An 18915-nucleotide genomic window follows, 5' to 3' on the forward strand; every position below is an offset into this window, starting at 1 on the left:
TTAGCGGTTTCGCGTCGGCCGTACCCGTATTCGGCCGGGCGGCAGCCATGGGAGTGGGAGATGAGCGCACGCGACGGCCCCAGCCTGCGGCGGTTGCATCGCAGCACGCGGGTGCTGGTGATCGCCGCCACGGTGTTCGTCGTGTCGATGCTGATCGTTCCCCGCCTGATCAGGGCCTATGTCAGCTGGCTGTGGTTCGGTGAGGTCGGATTCCGCGGTGTCTGGCTCACCGCGCTGCTCACGCGCCTGTCGCTGTTCCTCACCGTCGGCCTGCTCATCGGCGGTGCCGTTCTGGCGGCGATATGGCTTGCCTTCGCGTTCCGTCCGTCGTTCGTCCCCGCAGCCGGGGAGGAAGACAGTCTCCGGCCGTATCGGGCAGTGGTGCTGCGGCGGCCGCGGCGATTCGGGGTGGGCATCGCCGTCACGCTCGGCCTCCTCTGCGGCTTGATCGCGCAATCGAGCTGGATGAGAGTCCAGCTGTTCCTCCACGGCGGGTCCTTCGGGGTGTCGGACCCCCAGTTCGGGCACGACGTCGGGTTCTTCGTCTTCGATCTGCCGTTCTACCGGCTCGTCGTCAATTGGCTGTTCGTGGCCGTCGTGCTCGCGTTCCTCGCCTGCCTCGCGACGCACTACCTGTTCGGCGGGCTGCGTCTGTCCGGGAAAGCGGGCGGCCTGACGCACGCGGCCCGGGTGCAGCTCGCGGTACTGGCCGGCACGTTCATCGTCTTGAAGGCCGCCGCCTACTGGCTCGACCGGTACTCGTTGCTCGCCAGCAGCAGTAAGGAGCCCACTTTCGCGGGCCCCGGCTATACCGACATCAACGCCGTGTTGCCCGCCCGCTTGATCCTCTTCGCCATCGCCGTCATCTGCGCCGTGGCGGTGTTCGCCGCCGTCGTCGTGCGCGACCTGCGCATTCCGGCGATGGCCGCCGCGCTTCTGCTGCTGTCCTCGATTCTGGTGGGAGCTGTCTGGCCACTAGCCGTCGAGCAGTTCTCCGTTCGCCCGAACGCCGCCGACATGGAGCGCCTCTATATCGAACGCAACATCGCGGCTACGCGGCAGGCGTATGCGATAGGCAGCGACCGGGTCGATTACCAGCCCTATACCGGAGTCGGCACCAAGCCGCCGACCCAGGTGCCGGCGGACGCCACGACGATCGCGAATATGCGTCTGCTGGATCCGAACGTACTGTCGCGAACGTTCACCCAGCAGCAACAGCTGAAGAACTTCTACAGCTTCCCGCCGCATCTGGACTTGGATCGGTACCGCGTCGGTGGGGAACTGCGCGACTACGTGGTCGCGGCGCGCGAGCTGACCCCGAGCGCGCTGAGCGGCAACCAGCGCCACTGGGTCAACCGGCATACCGTCTACACCCACGGGAACGGGTTCGTCGCCGCACCCGCCAACCGCGTCAACGCGGCCGTCCGCGAGGCCGCCGGTGACGCCGCCAGCAGCAACAGCGGATACCCCATCTACGCGGTCGGCGACATCGCCTCGCGAGCAGCCGGGCACCAAGTGATCCGGGTGGACCAGCCTCGTGTCTACTTCGGGGAGGTGATCGCGAGCGCCGACCCGGACTACGCCATCGTCGGCGGCGGCACCGAGCCCCGGGAGTACGACACCGATTCCACCAAGTACACCTACACCGGCGCGGGGGGCGTATCGATCGGGAATTGGCTCAACCGGCTCGCCTTCGCCGTGACCTACACCGAACGCAACATCATCTTCTCCAAGGCGATCGGTCCGGAGTCGAAGATCATCTTCAATCGCGATCCGCGCCATCGCGTCGAACTGGTCGCGCCGTGGTTGACCACCGACAACAATCCCTACCCGGCGGTGGTGGACGGACGGATCGTCTGGATCGTCGACGCCTACACTGCCGTCGACGGCTACCCCTACGCCAAGCACAGCTCGCTCGAGGCGCTCGCGCCGGGCGACGATACCCGCCGTTCCCCGCACGAGGTGTCCTACGTGCGGAATTCCGTCAAAGCCACGGTCGACGCGTACGACGGCACGGTCACCCTCTATCGGATCGACCGGCAGGACCCGGTACTGGCGGCGTGGATGAAGGTCTTCCCCGGCACGGTAGAACCGGAGGAGTCGATCCCCCCGGAGCTGCGCGCCCACTTCCGCTACCCGGAGGACCTGTTCACGATCCAGCGCGAGATGCTCGCCAAATACCACGTGGACGAACCGCGAGAATTCTTCACCACCAATGCTTTCTGGTCGGTGCCCAGCGACCCCACGGTGGAGACCAACCCGCACCAGCCCCCGTTCTACGTCCTGCTCGGCGACCAGGGCACCGCCGAGCCGTCGTTCCGGTTGTCCAGTGCGATGGTCGGGTACAACAGGGAATTCCTCTCCGCCTACATATCCGCCCACTCCGACCCCGAGAACTACGGCAAGCTCAGCGTGTTGCAGCTGCCCACCGACACGCTCACCCAGGGGCCGCAACAGATCCAGAATTCGATGATCTCCGACACCAGAGTGGCATCCGAGCGGACCCTGCTCGAGCGGTCGAACCGGATCCAGTACGGCAACCTACTCACTCTGCCGATCGCCGACGGCGGCGTGCTCTACGTGGAGCCGCTGTTCACCGAGCGGATCTCGACGACACCGAACGCCTCGACGTTCCCGCAGCTGGCACGGGTGCTGGTGAGCTACCGCGAACCCGGTACCGGCGGCGTCCTCGTGGGCTACGCGCCTACCCTCGCCGAGGCGCTGGACCAGGTGTTCGGTCCGGGCACCGGCAGGCTCGCCACGCCGCCCGGCGGTGGGCCAGGCGTTCCGCTGCCACCTGGTCAACAACCGACGCCGCAGACAGCGCAACCGCCGGTGGACGCGGCGCCGCAGGATCAGGCGAAGATCGCCGAACTCAACGCGCAGATCGATGAGATCCGCGCCGCTCTCGAACGTCTCCAGAAGCAGCTGAACGAACTCGACCGCAACGGTCGCTGACGCTCGCGCCGTCGATCATCGCGGAAATCGCCTCGGGCCTACTTCGATTCCGTTGGTGGCGCGATACTTCCGGCGGCGGGGCCGGGCGGCGCGTCCGGTAGGTGCACGAGAATCAAGCCGACGCCCGCGATGAGGAAATTCTGCAGCGCGGCGGACGACGCGTTCACGTCGTCGTTGGCCCACATGCGGAACCATTCGCCGCCGACGGTCAGGAACCCGCCCGCGAACAGCAGCACCGCCATGGTCCAGCCCAGGCTCGACAGTTTCACCGCCACATCGAGACCGGCCCGCAGCCGGCGCGGCCGTCCGGTCAGCACCCTGCCCCATGCGCCACCCGCGGCCAGCAGCACGAAAGCGATCAGGAACTCCCAGATCACCACCAGGATGTAGGCGACAAGCGCGACATTGCCGTTGGTGATCGCGCGCCAGTCGGTGCCCGGATGGTGGATTGTCGCTTTCATCGACAGCACGGCGGCCACGCCGTTGCGGTTGGTGTCGGTGTCCACACAGTTGGTGAACGCGACGAACAGATAGTAGAAGCCGGTGATGGTGGCCAGTGCCGCCACCGCCATCCGACGGCTACCCACCACATCGAGAACCTTTGTGCCACCGCGCGTCATCTGCCTACCTCAGGTCGACTGGCATGAATGTCCGGACATCCAGGCGCCGACGATCATATAGGCCCCCCGATCGCGCCTACTCCCCGTAGCGGGGAGCCGAAGTCGGCAGATAGTGGATCGAGAAGCCTTCTGACGCAGATAGTTCCGACCCGTCACCCGGCCGGACGGCTCTCCGATCACCAGCCCCACCCGAGGGCCGCCATAGTGGCCGCCTTGGGGTAGGGGCTGGAGTCGATGGCGTCAGATTTTCCCGTCGAGTACCTCGCGCAACTTGTGCGCGAAGGCTTCCGGCCGGCCGGCGTACCCGAACTCTCCGTCGAGGAAGCCGCCGTGGTGGCTGGGGAACACGGTCGCCCGCTGACCGAGCAGCTCAGCGGCCGCGACAGCCGTGCGTCCGGTGAACGTGCCCGCGGACTCCTCGCCCACGGCGATCACGACACGAGTCGGCGCCGCGGCCAGCGCGGCCACGTCGGGCCGATAGCTGCTGACCGCCCAGGACCGGTCGGACAGCAGCGGGTCGTCCCGGGAACCGTCGTCCTCGGACGGCATCCCGAACAGCGCGGGGTCCGCGGCGGGCCGGGCGAAGTAGTCGTCGGTGAATTCACCTTGCCACGACGTCATCGCGATGAAGGCCGCCATGCCTGCGCCGAAGCCCTTGGCCTCGTAAGCGTCGCGTACGCCGGCGCGGGCGAGCTCGGCCGCCGCGGCGTCGGGGAGCACCGGGATGAGCGGCGGCTCGTGCGCCACCAGCGTGACCACATCGCCGGGATAGGCGGCCACGAGCGCGAGCGCGGTGACCGCGCCGCCACTGCTGGCGAACAGCTCCACCGGTCCGGCGCCGAGCGCCTCGATCACGGCGTGCACGTCCTGCGCCTGCACCTCGGGCGTATGGTCGACGGCGCCGTCTTTCCTGGTACTGCGACCGAGTCCGCGCGGGTCGTAGGTGATCACCGTGCGATCGGGGAAGTGCGCGGCCAGCGCCCGGAAACCGCCGGCGTCCATCGGCTGGCCGATCATGAGCAGCGGTGGGCGTCCCGCGACGGTGGGCAGCGGGCCGTGGACGTCGTAGGCGATATCGGCGCCGGGTGTCTCGAGCAAGTGGGTCGTCATGCCACTGTCGACGTCTCCTGCGCCGGAAACTCATCGGAACTTTCGGAGGAACCGGTCCCGAGCGAGGGCTCCTGGAACGCGACCGCTGCGCCACCTGGGGTGGTGGCGCAGCCGCTTGCTGTGCGCTCGGACAGCTCGGCGGGGCGGCCGGCGCGCACCCCACCGAGGTCGCCAGGTGCTACTGCGCGGTGGTCTGCCGCTTCGGTAGCTGCCATCCCGGGCGGGGGAAGTGGCAGGTATAACCGTCGGGGTAGCGCAGCAGGTAGTCCTGATGCTCCGGCTCGGCCTCCCAGAACTCGCTGGCCGGGGTCACCTCGGTGACCACCGTGCCCGGCCACAGGCCCGAGGCATCCACGTCGGCGATGGTGTCCAGGGCTATACGCTTCTGGTCGTCATCGAGATAGAAGATCGCCGAACGGTAGCTGGTTCCGATGTCGTTGCCCTGGCGGTCCTTCGTCGTCGGATCGTGGATCTGGAAGAAGAATTCCAGCAGTGCCCGGTAGTCCGTCCGCGCCGGGTCGTAGACGATCTCCACGGCCTCCGCATGCCCTGGGTGATTGCGATACGTGGGGTGGTCGTTGCGGCCGCCGGTGTAGCCGACGCGTGTCGACACCACCCCTGGCTGCTTGCGGATCAGGTCCTGCATGCCCCAGAAGCATCCACCGGCCAGAACGGCCTTACGCGTGTCGCTCACGCCTCCTCCTTCGCGAAGAGAGTCCTGTACTGCCCGTATCCTTCCGCCTCGAGGTCGTCGAGGTGAATGAACCGCAGCGCTTTCGAATTGATGCAGTACCGCAGGCCGCCCGCCTCGCGGGGGCCGTCGGTGAACACATGCCCGAGATGGCTGTCACCGTGCGCCGAACGCACCTCGGTGCGGATCATCAGATGACTGAAGTCCCGCTTCTCGACCACGTTCGCGGCATCGATCGGCCGGGTGAAACTCGGCCATCCCGATCCGCTGTCGAACTTGTCCACCGAGGCGAACAACGGCTCACCGGACACCACGTCCACATAGATACCCGGCTCGTGGTTGTCCCAGTACTCGCCCGTGAACGCCCGCTCGGTCCCGTTCTCCTGAGTGACGTGGTACTGCTCAGGCGACAGCGCGGCGACCGCCGCGGGATTCCGGTTGTACTCCCGTGCCACATGACCTCCTCATATCGGCTCCACGTACAACCCCTGCGACGGCTCGGAAAATCCCGACCCAGCCGGGCGTCACACTTCGAAACGCTCGACCGCGCACCACGGCGGCCGCGCCCCTCGTTACCGGCAGCTTCGACCAACCGCCGACCCGCTACGCCGTGGGGCTCGCGGCTGTTTCCGGAGCGGGAGCAACAGCGTTTTCCGCTGTCTTTCTCCGCGGCACCGTGAATACGGCGATCACGCACAAGACAGCGACGACGAAGCAGGCGAGTGTGTACCAGAGATTTCCGATCGGGTCTCCCTCGCTCGTCGTGCCGTCGACAGCGCCGAAGAAATCGGGCAACGCGGTCACCCAGAGAAGAGCCATCACGCCCAGATACACCACGCTGTAAATGCGGACGAAGTCGTTCGTATAGGGCGCGGTGTCCGAGGCGCCCCGCCGCAGCCGGAGCCATTGGCGGGTGAGGACGAGGACGGCGACAATGCTGACGACGACCAGTTCGGCGGCGTAGAGGACGCCGCGCACGGTGGTGCTACCCATGCCGAACACCGTTGCGGGGATGGGCAACACCGCTGTGCCCAGCGAGGCGAGCATGCCGATGACGACCGTGCGCCAGACCAATTGCGTTCCGGAGAAGGTTTGCCCCTGGTCGACGTGGCGGCCGACGAACCATTGGACGCACAACGCGAGCGACATCGGCCACAGGGCGGCGAAGACGACCACGCTCGGAAGCGGTACCGAATCGAACATCGGCTGATTCATCGGATTGTCGACCGACCATTCCCACCAGCGCAACTGCGGGCCGAGGTGGTCGAAGATCTCGTAGAAGGCATGGTGGACGAAGCCCACGCAAGCGGCGCCGACGAGAACGCCGTACTGCCGGAAGACTCCGAGTGTCCTGACCGTTTCGAAGGCAAGGGTCGCCATGAACGGGTAGATCGCGATGATGTAGAGCGGTAATCGGCCCCAGAGGAATTCCACGGTGAACAAATTGTGTGCGAACATCGTGTCGACGTGCGCGTCGATGCCGAAGGCCGCGGGAAAGTACAGCGGTGGTTCGATGATGAACAGGTACGCGGTCGCGCCGAACCAGAGCACCAGGTTGGTGGGATCTCCGTGGCGGCGCAACCGCACGATCGCGTAGACCAGCGCGAGGACCGCGCCGAGGACGATCGTGATCTCGAGGACGGGCAGCGTCCAGTTCTCCAACGCGAAGGGGTTCCGTACCTCGACGAGGCCGCCCGCCTCCGCGCAGGAGAAGCCGAGCGCCGTCGCGAGCTGATCGAAGGTCGGTGCGCAATGATCTGCCATCGGTCCGGCTCCTAGGGTGCGACCGCGTCGGCGGTGTACCAGTGCGAGACGTCGTATCCGGCCTCGTAGCGCTGGAACCACACGTCGGCGAGTGCGGGCAATTTCTCGTGGTCCGGGTTGTGCTTCGGCAACTGACTGCGGATGACGCCTGCCAAGGCGACGAGCTGCTCACGAAGGGGGAGATGATCGAACGCGCGCGGCATCGGGCCGTGGTCGTCCGCATGCAGAAACGGCAACCACGTGCGTAGCTTCTGCCTCCGCCGGTAGGACGCGAACATCGACAACGCGTCGACCTTCCGCTCTTCCAGCGGGACGTGCTCGTTGAAGCCCGCGCAGGCCACCCTGATCACTTTCAGCACGTGCCGGAAGATGGACGGAGCCATGCGCATTCGGTACACGTCGCTTCCGACGACGGAGTCGAAGATGATCAGCGCGGAACTGCGATGCTCGACTTCTTCGACGAAATGCCAGATGAACAGCGAAGCGACCCGGTCGTCTCCCGGCCGGAACAGGGTCGAGTCGTTGTCGAGCATCAGTTTGAACACCGGCGTGAAGGTCGCCTCCAGATCGGCGGTGTAGGCGAGCCGGTATTCGACCGATGTGTGCACCGTGAGGCGGTCGAATTCCGCGATCACCTCGTTGAGCGTCTCCTGCAATCCCGGGTAGCGCCGGATCAGACCGTTGGCATGCTGGCGATGGGCGGTGGAGTGCTGTCCCTCCTGCCGCACGAACGCGTCGGCTTCCTCCGCGACCGCCGGATCCGTGATCAGAGGCATGGCCTCGCGAATCATGTTGACGATCATCTTCTCGAAGCCGATCGCCAGGAAGGACACCGCGTTGGCCATGGACGAGAAGGCCGGATTCTCCTCGTTCCACAAGAACGGCACGTCGTAGTCGGCGAATGCGAAGCGCATCTTCCGGACTTGAAGATCGGTCACTGGGCTGTACCTCGTCTTTCGAATCGAACCGGTCCGGCGGCATCGCCCGGATGCGACCGAGCCGCGTTGGACGTGATCATACACAGAACCACGTTTGTGTATGATAAGAATCGAGGCTCGATCCGTGCAACGGGCGCAGGGCCGCCCTGTGATACCGTCGAGCCCTTGATTTGGATGGTCGTCAGGCCCTCCATCAGGGGGTTCGCCAGCGACAGGCGGCAAGTCGAGGAAGCGGGCAGTGGCAGGAAGGCGCGGGTGGGGCGGGAGTCCGCCGAAAGACGACGAGGAAGCCTCTCGTCGCATAGTCGCCGCCGCCGTCGAGCTGATCGGCCGGACCGGCTCGGAGATCAGCATCGCCGACGTCGCGGAGTCGCTGGGCGTCATCCGGCAGACGGTCTACCGATATTTCCCCAGTGCCGATGCGCTGATGACGGCCGCGGCCATGGCTTCGGTCGACGGTTTCCTCGATCGGCTGGCACGGCACGTCAGCGGCATCGAGGACGCGGTGGAAGCGATGACCGAGGCGGTGGTGTACACCCTGGCCGACGTGCGCCGGACACCCCATCTCGGCATCCTGCTGTCGAGCACCTACTCGAACGTCCACCCCGAGAGCCTCACCTCCGAAGAGGCGCAAGCCTTCGGAATGACGATGATCAAACGCTTCGACGTCGACTGGGAGCGGTACGGGTACGACGACGAGTCGCTGCACGAACTCGTCGAATACGTCCTGCGAACGATGCAGTCGTTCTTCATTTCCCCGGGCAACCCACCCCGCGGCGAGGATGATCTGCGGCGCTATCTACGCCGCTGGATGGGAGCCGCGATCATCGCCCAGCTGAAGCCGTCCGCAAGCGTCTAGCCGCTCGTCCGGATGGGATCGACGCACTCGGGAGATCAGCTCGCGTCGTCGAGACGCACCTTCACGAAGACACGGCCGCGTTCGTCGCGTTGCGCAATCGCGTGCCCGCGCCGTTGCGCACCGTCGAGATGCAGCGTGATGGGGCCGCCCTCGTCCAGAAAGTTCCGCCACCAAGTCTTCTTGTCCGGCAAGGCGACTCCGATGACGAGTTCGTCTCCTTTTCGCCAGTAATTGACCGGCGTGCTGAACGTTCGCCCTGACCGCCGCCCCACATACGTGACCACCACGAATCCCTTGCCGAGCAAGCGCCCGAGCAGCGGCACGTCGAGGAGGGCGGCGACCCCGCCGTTCACCGCTCGCACGGTGCGTCCCACCACCGTCTTCAGTTCCACGACTTCCTCCTGGCCGGTTCACGGAAAAATCCGAACAGCGCCACCCTAACCGCCACGGTGGCGGTCGGCCCGTTCCAGTGGGTCGGTCCTTTCCGGCCGACGTGCCGTCGCAGGCTCACCACAGGGGATTTGCAGTTCGACAGGTTCCGGATTTCGTTTTCCGACACTCGAGTTCTGGTTGGAGGCAGGATTCGCCCGTTGCCGGGCCCGGTGGCCGAACACGCCGTGATACTCGTGCACGACCGTCACCACGACGGCTGGAAGGCCACGCGCAGAAGGGAATTCCCATGACAACCAGCCTGCCCGCATTCCCCGCCCCGAACGAGGATCTGCTGGACACCTGCATCCGGCTCCGGGAGATCGCGCCGGTGGTCGAGGTGGAGTTTCCCGGCGGCGTGCCCGCCTACCTGGCGCTGACGCACGAGGCGGTGCGCGAGATCCTCGCCGGGGACAACAAGACGTTCGCCAGAGACCCCAAGCACTGGCCCGCCCTGTACGACGGTTCCATTCCGGAGGACTGGCCCCTGCGCGCCATCGTGCAGGGCGAACACCTGTCCACCAAGGACGGCGCCGACCATCGGCGGCTTCGCGGCCTGATCAGCAAGGCGTTCACCCCGGGCCGGGTACAGGCGCTGGAGCCGCGCATCCAGCAGATCATCGACGGGCTGCTGGACGAGGTCGTCGCCGCGGGCGACGGTGTCGACCTGGTGCCCACCTTCACCGAGGCGTTGCCGATGGCGGTGATCTGCGAACTGTTCGGAGTGCCGGAGCCGGAACGGGATCGGCTGCGGCGGTGGACCGCGACGCTCCTGGCGCACACCACCCCGCCGGAAGAGGCGTTCGCGACGCAGAACGCGCTGATGCTGTACCTGTACGAACTGGCGGACCGCAAGCAGCGCGAGCCCGGCGATGATCTGACCTCGGGCCTGGTGCAAGCTCGCGACGAAGGCGACAAGCTCACGGCCGAAGAATTGGTCGCCGTTCTGTGGATCATGCTGGTCGCCGGCCACGAGACCACGGTGCACATGCTCGGTTACGCGATTCTGGCGTTGTCGCAGCACCCGGACCAGCTCGCGCTGGCCAAGGCCGAGGACCGCTGGGCCGACGTCGTGGAAGAGACTGTCCGCTACCGTCATTCGGTGATGATGACCAGTTGGCGGTTCACGCTGACGGAGGTCACCGTGGCGGGTGTGACCGTTCCCAAGGGTAGCGCGGTCGGCGTGGCCTATCAGGCATGTGGGATCGACCCGGCGGAGTACGGCGAGACCGCGAACCAGTTCGACATCACCCGCAAGCAGCAGGGCGGGCACCTCGGGTTCGGCCACGGCCCGCGTTACTGCATCGGCGCCGGGCTGGCCCGTCTGGAGGGGCGGCTCGCACTGGCTTCGCTGTATCGGCGGCTGCCGGAACTGGAACTCGCCATCGACCCGAAGGACATCCCGTACTCGCCGTCCTTCTTCACCATCGGCCCCCTGTCGGTGCCGGTCAAACTGGGTGGCGAACAGCGGTAAGGCTCGCTCATCCGAGGACGAACGGAAGTCGCGCGGCCAGCTCGCCCAGTGCGGCCTTCTCCGCGTCGGTCGGTGCCCGTCGTCCGGTGCCGACCAGCAGTGCGTCGGTGTCGGAGAGCGAGGCGGGGAACGGGGCCCCGGCGATCTTCTCCAGCATTTCGCGGGACCGGGCGAGCCCCTCCGTAGGCGGCTCGTCCACCACCGGGAGGTGCGCGATCAGGTCGAGATGGTGCAGGGTGCTCTCCAGGACGTACGCGCGGAGGTAGTCGCCCGCGGTGAGTACCTCGTCGCGGGTGCCGACCCGGAGACCGGGGTCGGCGAGTTCGGCCGCGCGCCCGGCGGCGGCGCCGACGTCCTCGAAGTGGATCTTCAGCAACCTCGGCTCCTGGTACGCGGCGGCGAGCCGCACGATCAGCGCGTCGAGCGGGTCGGCGCCGGTCGGCGCTGTGTCGGCGACTTCCCAGTAGGTCACCGCGTCGCGGGTCGGTTCGGCTTCGGCGGGCGTCACCAGGGTGATCAGGACGTCCTGAGCGTCGATGATCAGATGGCACACCAGGTCTCGCACGAGCCAGCCGGTACAGCCGGACGGCTGTGCGAAATCCTCGTCCGAAAGGTCGGCGACCGCCGCGCGCAACGCTGCCCAAGAGCGTGAGAAGTCATCCACGCCGGGAAGCTAGCAGCGCGCGGCGCGCCCCGCGACAGATTTCGGCGGTCCGACCCGGCCGAGGCGTCGTCCTCGCGGAGCGGCGCCACCCCACGCGAATCGCACGGCCGACACCAGTGGCAAACATGATGCGCCGATCTGGTGACACGTGCGGACGTTAGTCGAAAATTGCAACGTTTCCGCTGTTCATGAGCCTATTTCGAATGGAGAACGCATCGTCTGATTTCGCACGGTCGATCCCGTTCTGTGTCAAGCTGCTGCCGTCCGCTATTCCGCAGTTAACTGGCAGGAAGGATCGATGACGCGTATGTCGCAAGGAGATTCGATCGTCGGGACCACGTCTGAACAGCTCGCTCGGATCGCCGTCGAGGGGCCCTGGGACGCTCAGGGGCAGGTCCGCCCGGAGGCGGTGCAGTTCGCGTCGAACTTGGTGAGTGCCCTGCAGAAGCGGAGCGGCAAGGGCCTGGTGCCCGATGACGTGGACGACGTGGTGAGCCGGGCGCTGAACGTCGCCGTGCCGACGTTTCCGCGCATCGAGACAGCAGACGGGACCGGTCTGTCGGCGCACATGCTGCGGCAGACAACGAGCAGCCCGTGCCCGCTGGTGGTCGTTCCGGCCGGGTGGACGCCCGTCGGGTGGCCGCTGTTCGAGTACGCCTATCTCACGCTCGCGCTGAAGGGTTATCACGTCCTGGCCTACACGCCACGCGGTATCGGCTGGACCGTCATACCGGGAACGAACTTGCCGTGGTTCGGCACTTCCGAAGGCAAGATCGATGTCGCCGGTCGACGGGACTGGGAGGACGGCTCGGAGGTGCTCACCTACGCGATCGACGCGCTCGAGCCCAGCGGAATCGCCTTCATGGGTGAGTCGTACGGCTCGGGCATCAGCCAGCTCGTGGCCGCGCACGACGAGCGAGTCGACGTCGTCGTCGCTCTGAGCACGTGGGGCAACCTGGCTACCAGTCTGTACGACAACGCCACCCGGCACGTCAGGGCCGTTGAGGCGCTGATCGGCCTGACCGGCGGCGCCAAGGAGGACAAATTCGACGAGGCGACGCTGGAGATCCTGGCGAAATTCGACGAGGGCACAGATATGAATCCGGTCGTCGCATGGGGCACCGAACGAGCGCCGGAACAATACGTCGGTTCCCGCGATATTCCGACGTTCTTCTCCAACACCTGGCACGAGGGGCTTTTCCCGGTGAACCAGGTTCTGGAGACCTTCGAGAAGCTCCCGCGACCCAAACGGCTGAACATGTGGATCGGCGATCACGCGGCGCCGGAAGGCCCAGGCCTGATCGCTCCACCCATGCCCGGCGCGGGACCGAACGAACCGCTGCGCGAGGCATATGCCTGGCTCGACCACTACCTCAAAGACGAGGACAACGGGGTCGACACGTGGCCGGAGATCAGCAACCAGGTCATGTTCACCTACGTGACCACTCCGGCAGCCGGGGACGGCCAGAACGTGATCATCGAACCCGCGCGGCGCGAGGAGAAGGCCTCGTGGGCCGACGTCACCACCGACACCGAAACACTGATCTTGACCGATACGCGCGAGGGCGGCGACGGTGCGCTGATCGCCGACGTCACGGCCGGCTGGCAGCGTGAGTTCACGGTGGGCGAGGAGGCCGAGGTCGTCGCCATGGACAAGCTCATGACGACCGGCCAGGAGGAGTGGGCCGGCAATCCCAAGATCTACCGGACGAGCGAGATCGATCGCAGCCATGCCCTGGTCTGGTCGACCGGGCCGCTGCTCGCGGTGCGAGGTGGCGTAGCCCGGCAGATTCGCGGAATCCCCCGGTTGCAGCTGACCGTCGACAGCACCGGCGAGTCCGCGACGGTGATGGCCTACCTGCTCGACGTCGATGAAGACGGTTCGGCGCGGATCATCACGCACGAGCCGAAAACCGTCGAGTCGGAAATGCCCGCCACCGTCTCCTGGGAGTTGCAGGCGGCCGCCTACGACCTGCTGGACGGTCACCGGTTGATGCTGGTCGTCGACGGGATGGATTTCCTCTATTCCAGCGCCAACACGGTCGGCTCGCGGATCACCATCAGTTCACCGCAGGGCGCCCCCTGCTGCCTGGAGTTGCCGCTCGGCTGATCGGCGCGCGTGGCCCGGGAGCGAGCCCCGGGCCACGGGAAGGTCGACGGCCGAGAACTGCTGATCGAGTCCGGCCTGCTCAGCCCGGCGCGAAGGTCACCACCAGAACATCGCGATAGGCGGGGCGGCGGGGGTCCATCGGATGCACCGGCGAGACGCTGTGCAGGGTGCGGCGGTCGTCGCCGAGCAGCAGGGCTCCCGGCTTGCTCAGGGTGGTGCGCAGCAGCCGCCTTTCGTTCGCGTCGAACACCGAACTCGCACCACCGACAGCGTTCTGCCTGCCGACCAGAAGCGACGACACCAGAGTCACACCGTCGCGGTGGCGGCCTTCCGGGGTCGGCAGGCCGTTCGCGTCCGCCGATGCGACGACTCGAAAAGGATGCACCTTCGCACTCCACTTCGACGGGTCGTCCAGTGCCGTCGCCACCCGCGCGAGCAGCCGCAGCACCGCCAGGAACACGGGATCGGCCATGAAGGCATCGGTCAGGGGCTCGAACCTGCGGTCCACGTCCACGTAGAGCGGATTGCTGTTCTCCGGCTGCACGAAGGACTCCTGCGGCAGCAGCTCGATCCGCCCGGCGGGGTCGGTGAGCGAGAACTTCCCGTAACGGCGCAGCCTGCACGTGCCGCGGGCGCCGGCGTAGATGTCCTCGCCCAACTCGTCCCAATGACGGCGGAAGTGGTCCCAGTCCGCTGTGGCCATGCCGAGACTCGATGTCGTGACCACAGCGGGCATGAGGTGGACGCCGTCGCGGGCCAATGCCGCGCGGGCGGCTTCCACCGCCTGCTCCGCCCGCGGGGCCGCGGCCCGGACATCCGTTCGTGCCGCAGGAGGGTTTCGCTTCACAGGTGGTCTGCCTCTCTGACCTCTCGCGACTGGGTCGCTCTCCGGACAGGGTCAACGGACGCCGACTCGCGGCCGGTCGCTCAGCAGAGACTCGACGCCTCGGCGGGTGGCTTCGGCGGGATCGTCTTCGGGCAGCTGCGCGAAGCTCCAGTGCCGAGTGCGAGGAGTTCCTCGGTCATGTGCTGCGGCTACCCATTGATGCGGCACCCATACCCGGAATCGGCTACCACGCCCCAGAGCAGCTGTCCGGGGCCTCGACGGATGGCCGGGGCCGAGTCGCTCGGTAGTCTGCAGGTGTGTCCGCCGCGCCCGCCGACGCTGACGCACCGATCGTGCCGGTGCGAAACGGCGTGTTCTTCACACTTCCGGAGGCACTGCCGCGTGGCAGGCACAAACTGGCGCGGGAGCAGGTGATGGCCGCGCAGCGGGAGCGGCTGCTCGCCGCCGTGACCGAACTGCTGGCCGCTCGCGGCTACGCCGGGTTCGGCCCCACCGATATCGCGAAACGGGCCGGAGTCTCCTTGGCGGCCTTCTACGAGGCGTTCGCCAACAAGGACGAATGCGTATTCGCGGGCTACGACCGCTTCATTCAAGTGTTGCTGACCCAGCTGACCGCGGCGGAGATCGTGGGCCGAGACCGCCGGGCCATCGTGGGCGACGCACTCGGCCAGTACCTGCGCACCCTGCAGAACGACCTGGTCGTCGCCCGCGCCTACCAGGTGGAGATCGAGGCGCTGGGCCCTGCCGTCCGCAGGCGCAGACGTAAGGCGCTGCGGCTGTTCGCCGAATACATCCGCGGTCTGGTGCGCGGCGCGGGCGGGAAACGGCTACCGGCGCTGTCGGTCACCGCTTACCTGGGCGTCGTGTACGCGGTGCGCCAACTCACCGCCGATGCGCTCGACGAGTCGGACGAGCCGGATCTGACCGCGCTCAGCGCCGACCTGGAACCGTGGCTGACCGATCTTTTCCGCGAGCGCTGACCCCGGCGCGCGGCGCCGCCGCCCGCGCTTGACATGACAGCTGCCGTCCATCAGCATTGGCGTAAATTTCATTACTCCGATACCCACCTCGGCGTGGTCACCGCAGCCGAATGTCCGATCACGCCGTCGTCGATCCGCTCGATGGATGCCAGTCGTCGAAAATGACCATTGCATGGCCGTAACAATCGCACTTTTCACCCGTGACCTGCGTGTCAACGACAATCCGGCCCTCTCGGCCGCCGTGCGCGAGGGCGCTGCGGTGGTTCCGCTGTTCGTGGTCGACGACCGCATCGTCGGCAGCGCCCGCCCCGCGGGCAATCAACTCCGGTTCCTGTCCGCCGCGCTGGCCGAACTCGATGCCGAACTCCGCTGTGCTGGAGGGCAACTGGTGATCCGGCACGGGGATTATGTCGAGGCGGTGGATCGGGTGGTGGCGCAGGTCCACGCCGACAGTGTCCATGTCGCCGAAGATGCCACCTGGTACGGCCGATGCCGGCTGCGGGCGCTGCGCGAGCGGCTGGACCGGCGTAGCTGCCTACTGCACATACATCCCGCCACCATCACGGCCGTGGATGCCATCGATTGCGCCCCGCACGGCCGCGACGGCAAGGCTCCGGACTTCGCGACGTACTTCCGCCGGTGGCTGGAGGCCCCGAAGCGGCTCCCGCTCGACAAGCCCGCGGAGTTGCTCGTCCCGCGCGTCGACAGCGATCCGGTTCCGAGATTCGACGAACTCGGCGATGCCGCGGTGTCACCGCAGCTGGCCGTCGGCGGCGAGATCACAGGTCGTGCTCTGTTGCGGGGCTGCACCGCAGGCCAGGGACAAGCACGCGGGCGGGCCCGCGGCGACCTCACGCGCGAGGGATTCTCCCGGCTGTCGCCGTACCTGCATTTCGGCTGCCTTTCCGCAGCCGAAATGGTGCACCGCGCCGATATGGCCACGACCGACGGCCGCGCCTTCGTCCGCCTGCTCGCTCGGCGCGACTTCCATCTCCAGTTCCTCGCCGCCCGCGCCGACATCGCGCGGTCGGACGATCGCGACCGCGGGCCGCAGGCCCACGATCCGGTCGTGGTCCGCGCCTGGCGCGACGGGCGCACCGGATATCCGATCGTCGACGCCGGCATGCGGCAACTGGCCGCACAAGGATGGATGCCGCAACGAGCCCGGGTGATCGCCGCCAGTTTCCTGACCACGACGCTACGAGTGGATTGGCGCGTCGGTGCCGACCATTTCCGCCGCTGGCTGCTCGACGCCGATGCCGCGAGCAATCGCTTCACCTGGCAGCAGGTGGGGCGGCTCGATCCGGGAGCCGCGGGCACCGGCGAACGGTACGACCCCGAGGGTAACTACGTACGGCGCTGGATACCGGAACTGGCTGCCCTGCCGGGTTCGGAAATCCATCGCCCGTGGCGCCACAGCGTGCCGACCTCGATATATCCCGCCCCCATAGCCGCACCGACCGTCCCTGACGAGTCCTCGGCGGGGTTCGCGCAATCGCTGTCGACAGCGCCGCGGGGCTCGTAGCCTTCGGCCGGTCGCGACAGCCCATCGATGCCTGCGGCGCCCGGCCCTTGCCGCCGCGCGCCGCCCGCTGAGCGCCTGGCCTGCGATCACGCCGCGATGGTCAGTCCGGAATGTGCGATTCGTGGGTGAACGGTTTGCTGCCGTGGACCGCGGGCTCGCCTGCGGGGTTGTTCTCGGCCCCGTGGTTCACGCGGTCGTCGGAGTCGAGCCATTCGGTGACCGGATTGTCGATGTAGCGCCATTCCGTCCCCGCGGGCCAGGGGCCCTGTCCCTCGTTCCACGGGCCGCGGGCGCTCGCGGCGCCGTTGGACATGTTGAACGCGACGTTCTGGAACCGATCGTCGCCGGGCAGGGCGCCCGGCGGGAAGTTGACCGGCAATTCGTTCAACGCCGCGGTGAACTGCTGGAAATGCGCGATCTCGCGGGTCATCAAGAACGAGAGCGTGTCCTGCACACCGGGATCGTCGGTGAACTGCTTGAGATACTCGTAGACGATCTTGGCGCGTGACTCGGCCGCGAGATTGCTGCGCAGGTCGACCGAGGGCTCCCCATTGGCGTCGACATACGAGCCCGACCACGGCACGCCCGCGGCGTTCGTCAAGACGGGCCCGCCGCCGCTCAGCGCGAAGTACAGCGGATTCGTCGCGACCTGATGGATCACGTGGTCACGTCCCTCGGAGGTCGCCACGACCGGCATCCAGTCGCACCGCTCGCTGGCTTGTTTCAGATCGTCGTTGAGCCCGTCGAGCAACATGGTGATCATGGCGCCGACGATCTCGAGGTGACTTGTGACTCAATTCCTCGGTGGCGATGTCCATGAACAGGTCGTAGGTTTTCGGATGCTTGCCACGCAGCAGAAACGCCTGGTTGAAATATTGCATGGCGGCCTTCAATTCGCCGTTGGCACCACCGAACTGTTCTTGCAGCAGGGCCGCGAAACGCGGATCGGGACGGTCCACGCGAACCTCGAACTGGAGATCCTTGTTGTGTGTGAACATCGCTCTCCTTACCAGTATGGTCGCCGTTCCCCCAGCGCGGCTTTCGTGCCTTACCGAGAGCAGGACGAGAAAGAGATGCGTTACTCGATTCCGTGGCGACGATACGGTCTCCGGTGACGTGTCGTTCGCAACGGCACGGCGTGCCGAGGGGGACAGTCATCCGCTGTAACGCCGGTGCTTCGCGGCTCGTTCCGGGGCCGGGTACCCGGAATCGGAGGTCGTAACGTCGGGTGGACGCGGCGGCCGGATCCGTGCCACGAGGGACGGTGCCCGGGTGCGGTGTGTGCCCGGCCGGGTAGTCGGATCCGTCGACCGCCGCGCCGGTCATCGACGAACTCGCCGAGGAATTGGGCGGCCTCGACGTGCTGGTCAACTGCGCGGGCACCGGATCGGCTCAGAAGGTCATGGACATGGCCTTCGACGCTTGGCGGCACGTGCTGTCGGTCGATCTCGACGGCCCGTTTCTCTGCGCGCGGCGCGCCGCCGAACACATGATCGCCGCGGGGGACGGTGGCCGGATCATCAACATCACCAGCGTGCACGAACACGCGCCGCGGGTCGGCGCCGCGCCGTACTGTGCCGCCAAAGCGGGCCTCGGGGCACTGACGAAAGTGCTGGCACTGGAACTCGCCGAACACGACATCACGGTCAATTCGGTGGCGCCGGGCGAGATCTCGACACCGATGACCGGTCAGGAAGACGCCGATCCGCGGGAGCAGCACCGGCCCGGCGTTCCGCTGGGGCGAACCGGTCACGCCACAGAGGTCGCCGCCGTAGTGGCGTTCCTGGCCACACCGGCGGCGAGCTATATCACCGGCGCGTCGTATGTCGTGGACGGCGGCATGCTCCTCATGGGGCCACAGGCCAGCACCCTGCTGTCCGACGAGAAATGGCGCACGCCTTAGAGTGCCGATCGGAGCGCGGGGACCCGGTGCGCACCGGCGACGG

At 67.0% G+C, this 18915-nt stretch carries 16 protein-coding genes and 1 pseudogene; 7 read left to right on the forward strand and 10 right to left on the reverse strand.

Annotation, left to right across the window (positions count from 1 at the left end; genetic code table 11):
• Positions 1–60: 60 nt before the first annotated feature.
• A complete protein-coding gene (locus LTT66_RS28800) occupies positions 61–2958 on the forward strand; it encodes a UPF0182 family protein (RefSeq protein WP_233061727.1) in 2898 nt (965 codons plus the stop codon).
• A gap of 38 nt (positions 2959–2996) precedes the next feature.
• Here the strand turns inward: LTT66_RS28800 and LTT66_RS28805 are convergent, their stop codons facing one another.
• The 6 genes from LTT66_RS28805 to LTT66_RS28830 all read right to left on the reverse strand — a co-directional run bounded on the left by LTT66_RS28805 (position 2997) and on the right by LTT66_RS28830 (position 8081).
• The gene (locus tag LTT66_RS28805) at positions 2997–3548 is read right to left on the reverse strand and encodes a DUF2165 domain-containing protein (RefSeq protein WP_233061728.1); all 552 of its coding nucleotides are present in this window, start codon (positions 3546–3548) and stop codon (positions 2997–2999) included.
• A 270-nt stretch (positions 3549–3818) separates the two neighbouring features.
• The gene (locus LTT66_RS28810; protein WP_233061729.1) at positions 3819–4688 is read right to left on the reverse strand and encodes an alpha/beta fold hydrolase; all 870 of its coding nucleotides are present in this window, start codon (positions 4686–4688) and stop codon (positions 3819–3821) included.
• A 178-nt stretch (positions 4689–4866) separates the two neighbouring features.
• The gene (msrA, locus tag LTT66_RS28815; protein ID WP_233061730.1) at positions 4867–5382 is read right to left on the reverse strand and encodes a peptide-methionine (S)-S-oxide reductase MsrA; all 516 of its coding nucleotides are present in this window, start codon (positions 5380–5382) and stop codon (positions 4867–4869) included.
• The gene (gene msrB, locus LTT66_RS28820; protein WP_233061731.1) at positions 5379–5834 is read right to left on the reverse strand and encodes a peptide-methionine (R)-S-oxide reductase MsrB; all 456 of its coding nucleotides are present in this window, start codon (positions 5832–5834) and stop codon (positions 5379–5381) included. The genes msrA and msrB overlap by 4 nt, the downstream gene beginning before the upstream one ends.
• 148 nt (positions 5835–5982) lie before the next feature.
• Positions 5983–7143 (reverse strand): hypothetical protein, encoded by a 1161-nt coding sequence (locus LTT66_RS28825; protein ID WP_233061732.1) that lies wholly within the window; start codon positions 7141–7143, stop codon positions 5983–5985.
• A gap of 11 nt (positions 7144–7154) precedes the next feature.
• Positions 7155–8081 carry a metal-dependent hydrolase gene (locus LTT66_RS28830; RefSeq protein ID WP_233061733.1) on the reverse strand — a complete coding sequence of 309 codons (927 nt, stop codon included), beginning with the start codon at positions 8079–8081 and terminating at the stop codon, positions 7155–7157.
• Positions 8082–8319: 238 nt separating this feature from the next.
• On the opposite strand from LTT66_RS28830, the gene LTT66_RS28835 reads away from it, so the two are divergent.
• Positions 8320–8940 carry a TetR/AcrR family transcriptional regulator gene (locus LTT66_RS28835; RefSeq protein ID WP_195035016.1) on the forward strand — a complete coding sequence of 207 codons (621 nt, stop codon included), beginning with the start codon at positions 8320–8322 and terminating at the stop codon, positions 8938–8940.
• Between the two features lie 35 nt (positions 8941–8975).
• On the opposite strand, the gene LTT66_RS28840 is transcribed toward LTT66_RS28835, so the two are convergent.
• Entirely contained in the window at positions 8976–9326 is a 351-nt protein-coding gene (locus LTT66_RS28840) for a PNPOx family protein (RefSeq protein WP_228820812.1), read from the reverse strand.
• 293 nt (positions 9327–9619) lie between these two features.
• Here LTT66_RS28840 and LTT66_RS28845 point away from each other — a divergent pair, with 293 nt between their 5' ends.
• Positions 9620–10843, forward strand: coding sequence for a cytochrome P450 family protein (locus LTT66_RS28845; protein ID WP_233061734.1), 1224 nt, complete (start codon positions 9620–9622; stop codon positions 10841–10843).
• A 7-nt stretch (positions 10844–10850) separates the two neighbouring features.
• Here LTT66_RS28845 and LTT66_RS28850 read toward each other — a convergent pair whose 3' ends face one another.
• Positions 10851–11507, reverse strand: coding sequence for a maleylpyruvate isomerase N-terminal domain-containing protein (locus tag LTT66_RS28850; RefSeq protein WP_181720386.1), 657 nt, complete (start codon positions 11505–11507; stop codon positions 10851–10853).
• Positions 11508–11814: 307 nt separating this feature from the next.
• Between LTT66_RS28850 and LTT66_RS28855 the strand changes: the two genes are divergently transcribed.
• Positions 11815–13617 carry a CocE/NonD family hydrolase C-terminal non-catalytic domain-containing protein gene (locus tag LTT66_RS28855; protein ID WP_233061735.1) on the forward strand — a complete coding sequence of 601 codons (1803 nt, stop codon included), beginning with the start codon at positions 11815–11817 and terminating at the stop codon, positions 13615–13617.
• 79 nt (positions 13618–13696) lie between these two features.
• Here the strand turns inward: LTT66_RS28855 and LTT66_RS28860 are convergent, their stop codons facing one another.
• Entirely contained in the window at positions 13697–14398 is a 702-nt protein-coding gene (locus LTT66_RS28860) for a 2OG-Fe dioxygenase family protein (RefSeq protein ID WP_408638684.1), read from the reverse strand.
• 362 nt (positions 14399–14760) lie between these two features.
• Between LTT66_RS28860 and LTT66_RS28865 the strand changes: the two genes are divergently transcribed.
• Both LTT66_RS28865 and LTT66_RS28870 read left to right on the forward strand, forming a co-directional pair.
• Positions 14761–15444, forward strand: a complete 684-nt coding sequence (locus LTT66_RS28865; protein WP_233061736.1) for a TetR/AcrR family transcriptional regulator — start codon at positions 14761–14763, stop codon at positions 15442–15444.
• A gap of 145 nt (positions 15445–15589) precedes the next feature.
• Positions 15590–16969: an FAD-binding domain-containing protein gene (locus LTT66_RS28870; RefSeq protein ID WP_233061737.1), complete on the forward strand. Its 1380-nt coding sequence runs from the start codon at positions 15590–15592 to the stop codon at positions 16967–16969.
• Positions 16970–17069: 100 nt separating this feature from the next.
• On the opposite strand, the pseudogene LTT66_RS28875 reads toward LTT66_RS28870, so the two are convergent.
• Positions 17070–17967: pseudogene (locus tag LTT66_RS28875) on the reverse strand (manganese catalase family protein).
• 347 nt (positions 17968–18314) lie between these two features.
• Here LTT66_RS28875 and LTT66_RS28880 point away from each other — a divergent pair.
• The gene (locus LTT66_RS28880) at positions 18315–18872 is read left to right on the forward strand and encodes an SDR family oxidoreductase (protein WP_456299732.1); all 558 of its coding nucleotides are present in this window, start codon (positions 18315–18317) and stop codon (positions 18870–18872) included.
• The last annotated feature ends 43 nt before the right edge of the window (positions 18873–18915 follow it).

The sequence above is a fragment of the Nocardia gipuzkoensis genome (genome assembly GCF_021183645.1).
GTDB classification, from domain to species: domain Bacteria; phylum Actinomycetota; class Actinomycetes; order Mycobacteriales; family Mycobacteriaceae; genus Nocardia; species Nocardia abscessus.

Coding starts and splice junctions, on each gene's coding strand:
- LTT66_RS28800 (WP_233061727.1), top strand. CDS start 61: ATGAGCGCACGCGACGGCCCCAGCCTGCGGCGGTTGCATCGCAGCACG.
- LTT66_RS28810 (WP_233061729.1), bottom strand. CDS start 4,688: ATGACGACCCACTTGCTCGAGACACCCGGCGCCGATATCGCCTACGAC.
- LTT66_RS28825 (WP_233061732.1), bottom strand. CDS start 7,143: ATGGCAGATCATTGCGCACCGACCTTCGATCAGCTCGCGACGGCGCTC.
- LTT66_RS28845 (WP_233061734.1), top strand. CDS start 9,620: ATGACAACCAGCCTGCCCGCATTCCCCGCCCCGAACGAGGATCTGCTG.
- LTT66_RS28855 (WP_233061735.1), top strand. CDS start 11,815: ATGTCGCAAGGAGATTCGATCGTCGGGACCACGTCTGAACAGCTCGCT.
- LTT66_RS28870 (WP_233061737.1), top strand. CDS start 15,590: ATGCCAGTCGTCGAAAATGACCATTGCATGGCCGTAACAATCGCACTT.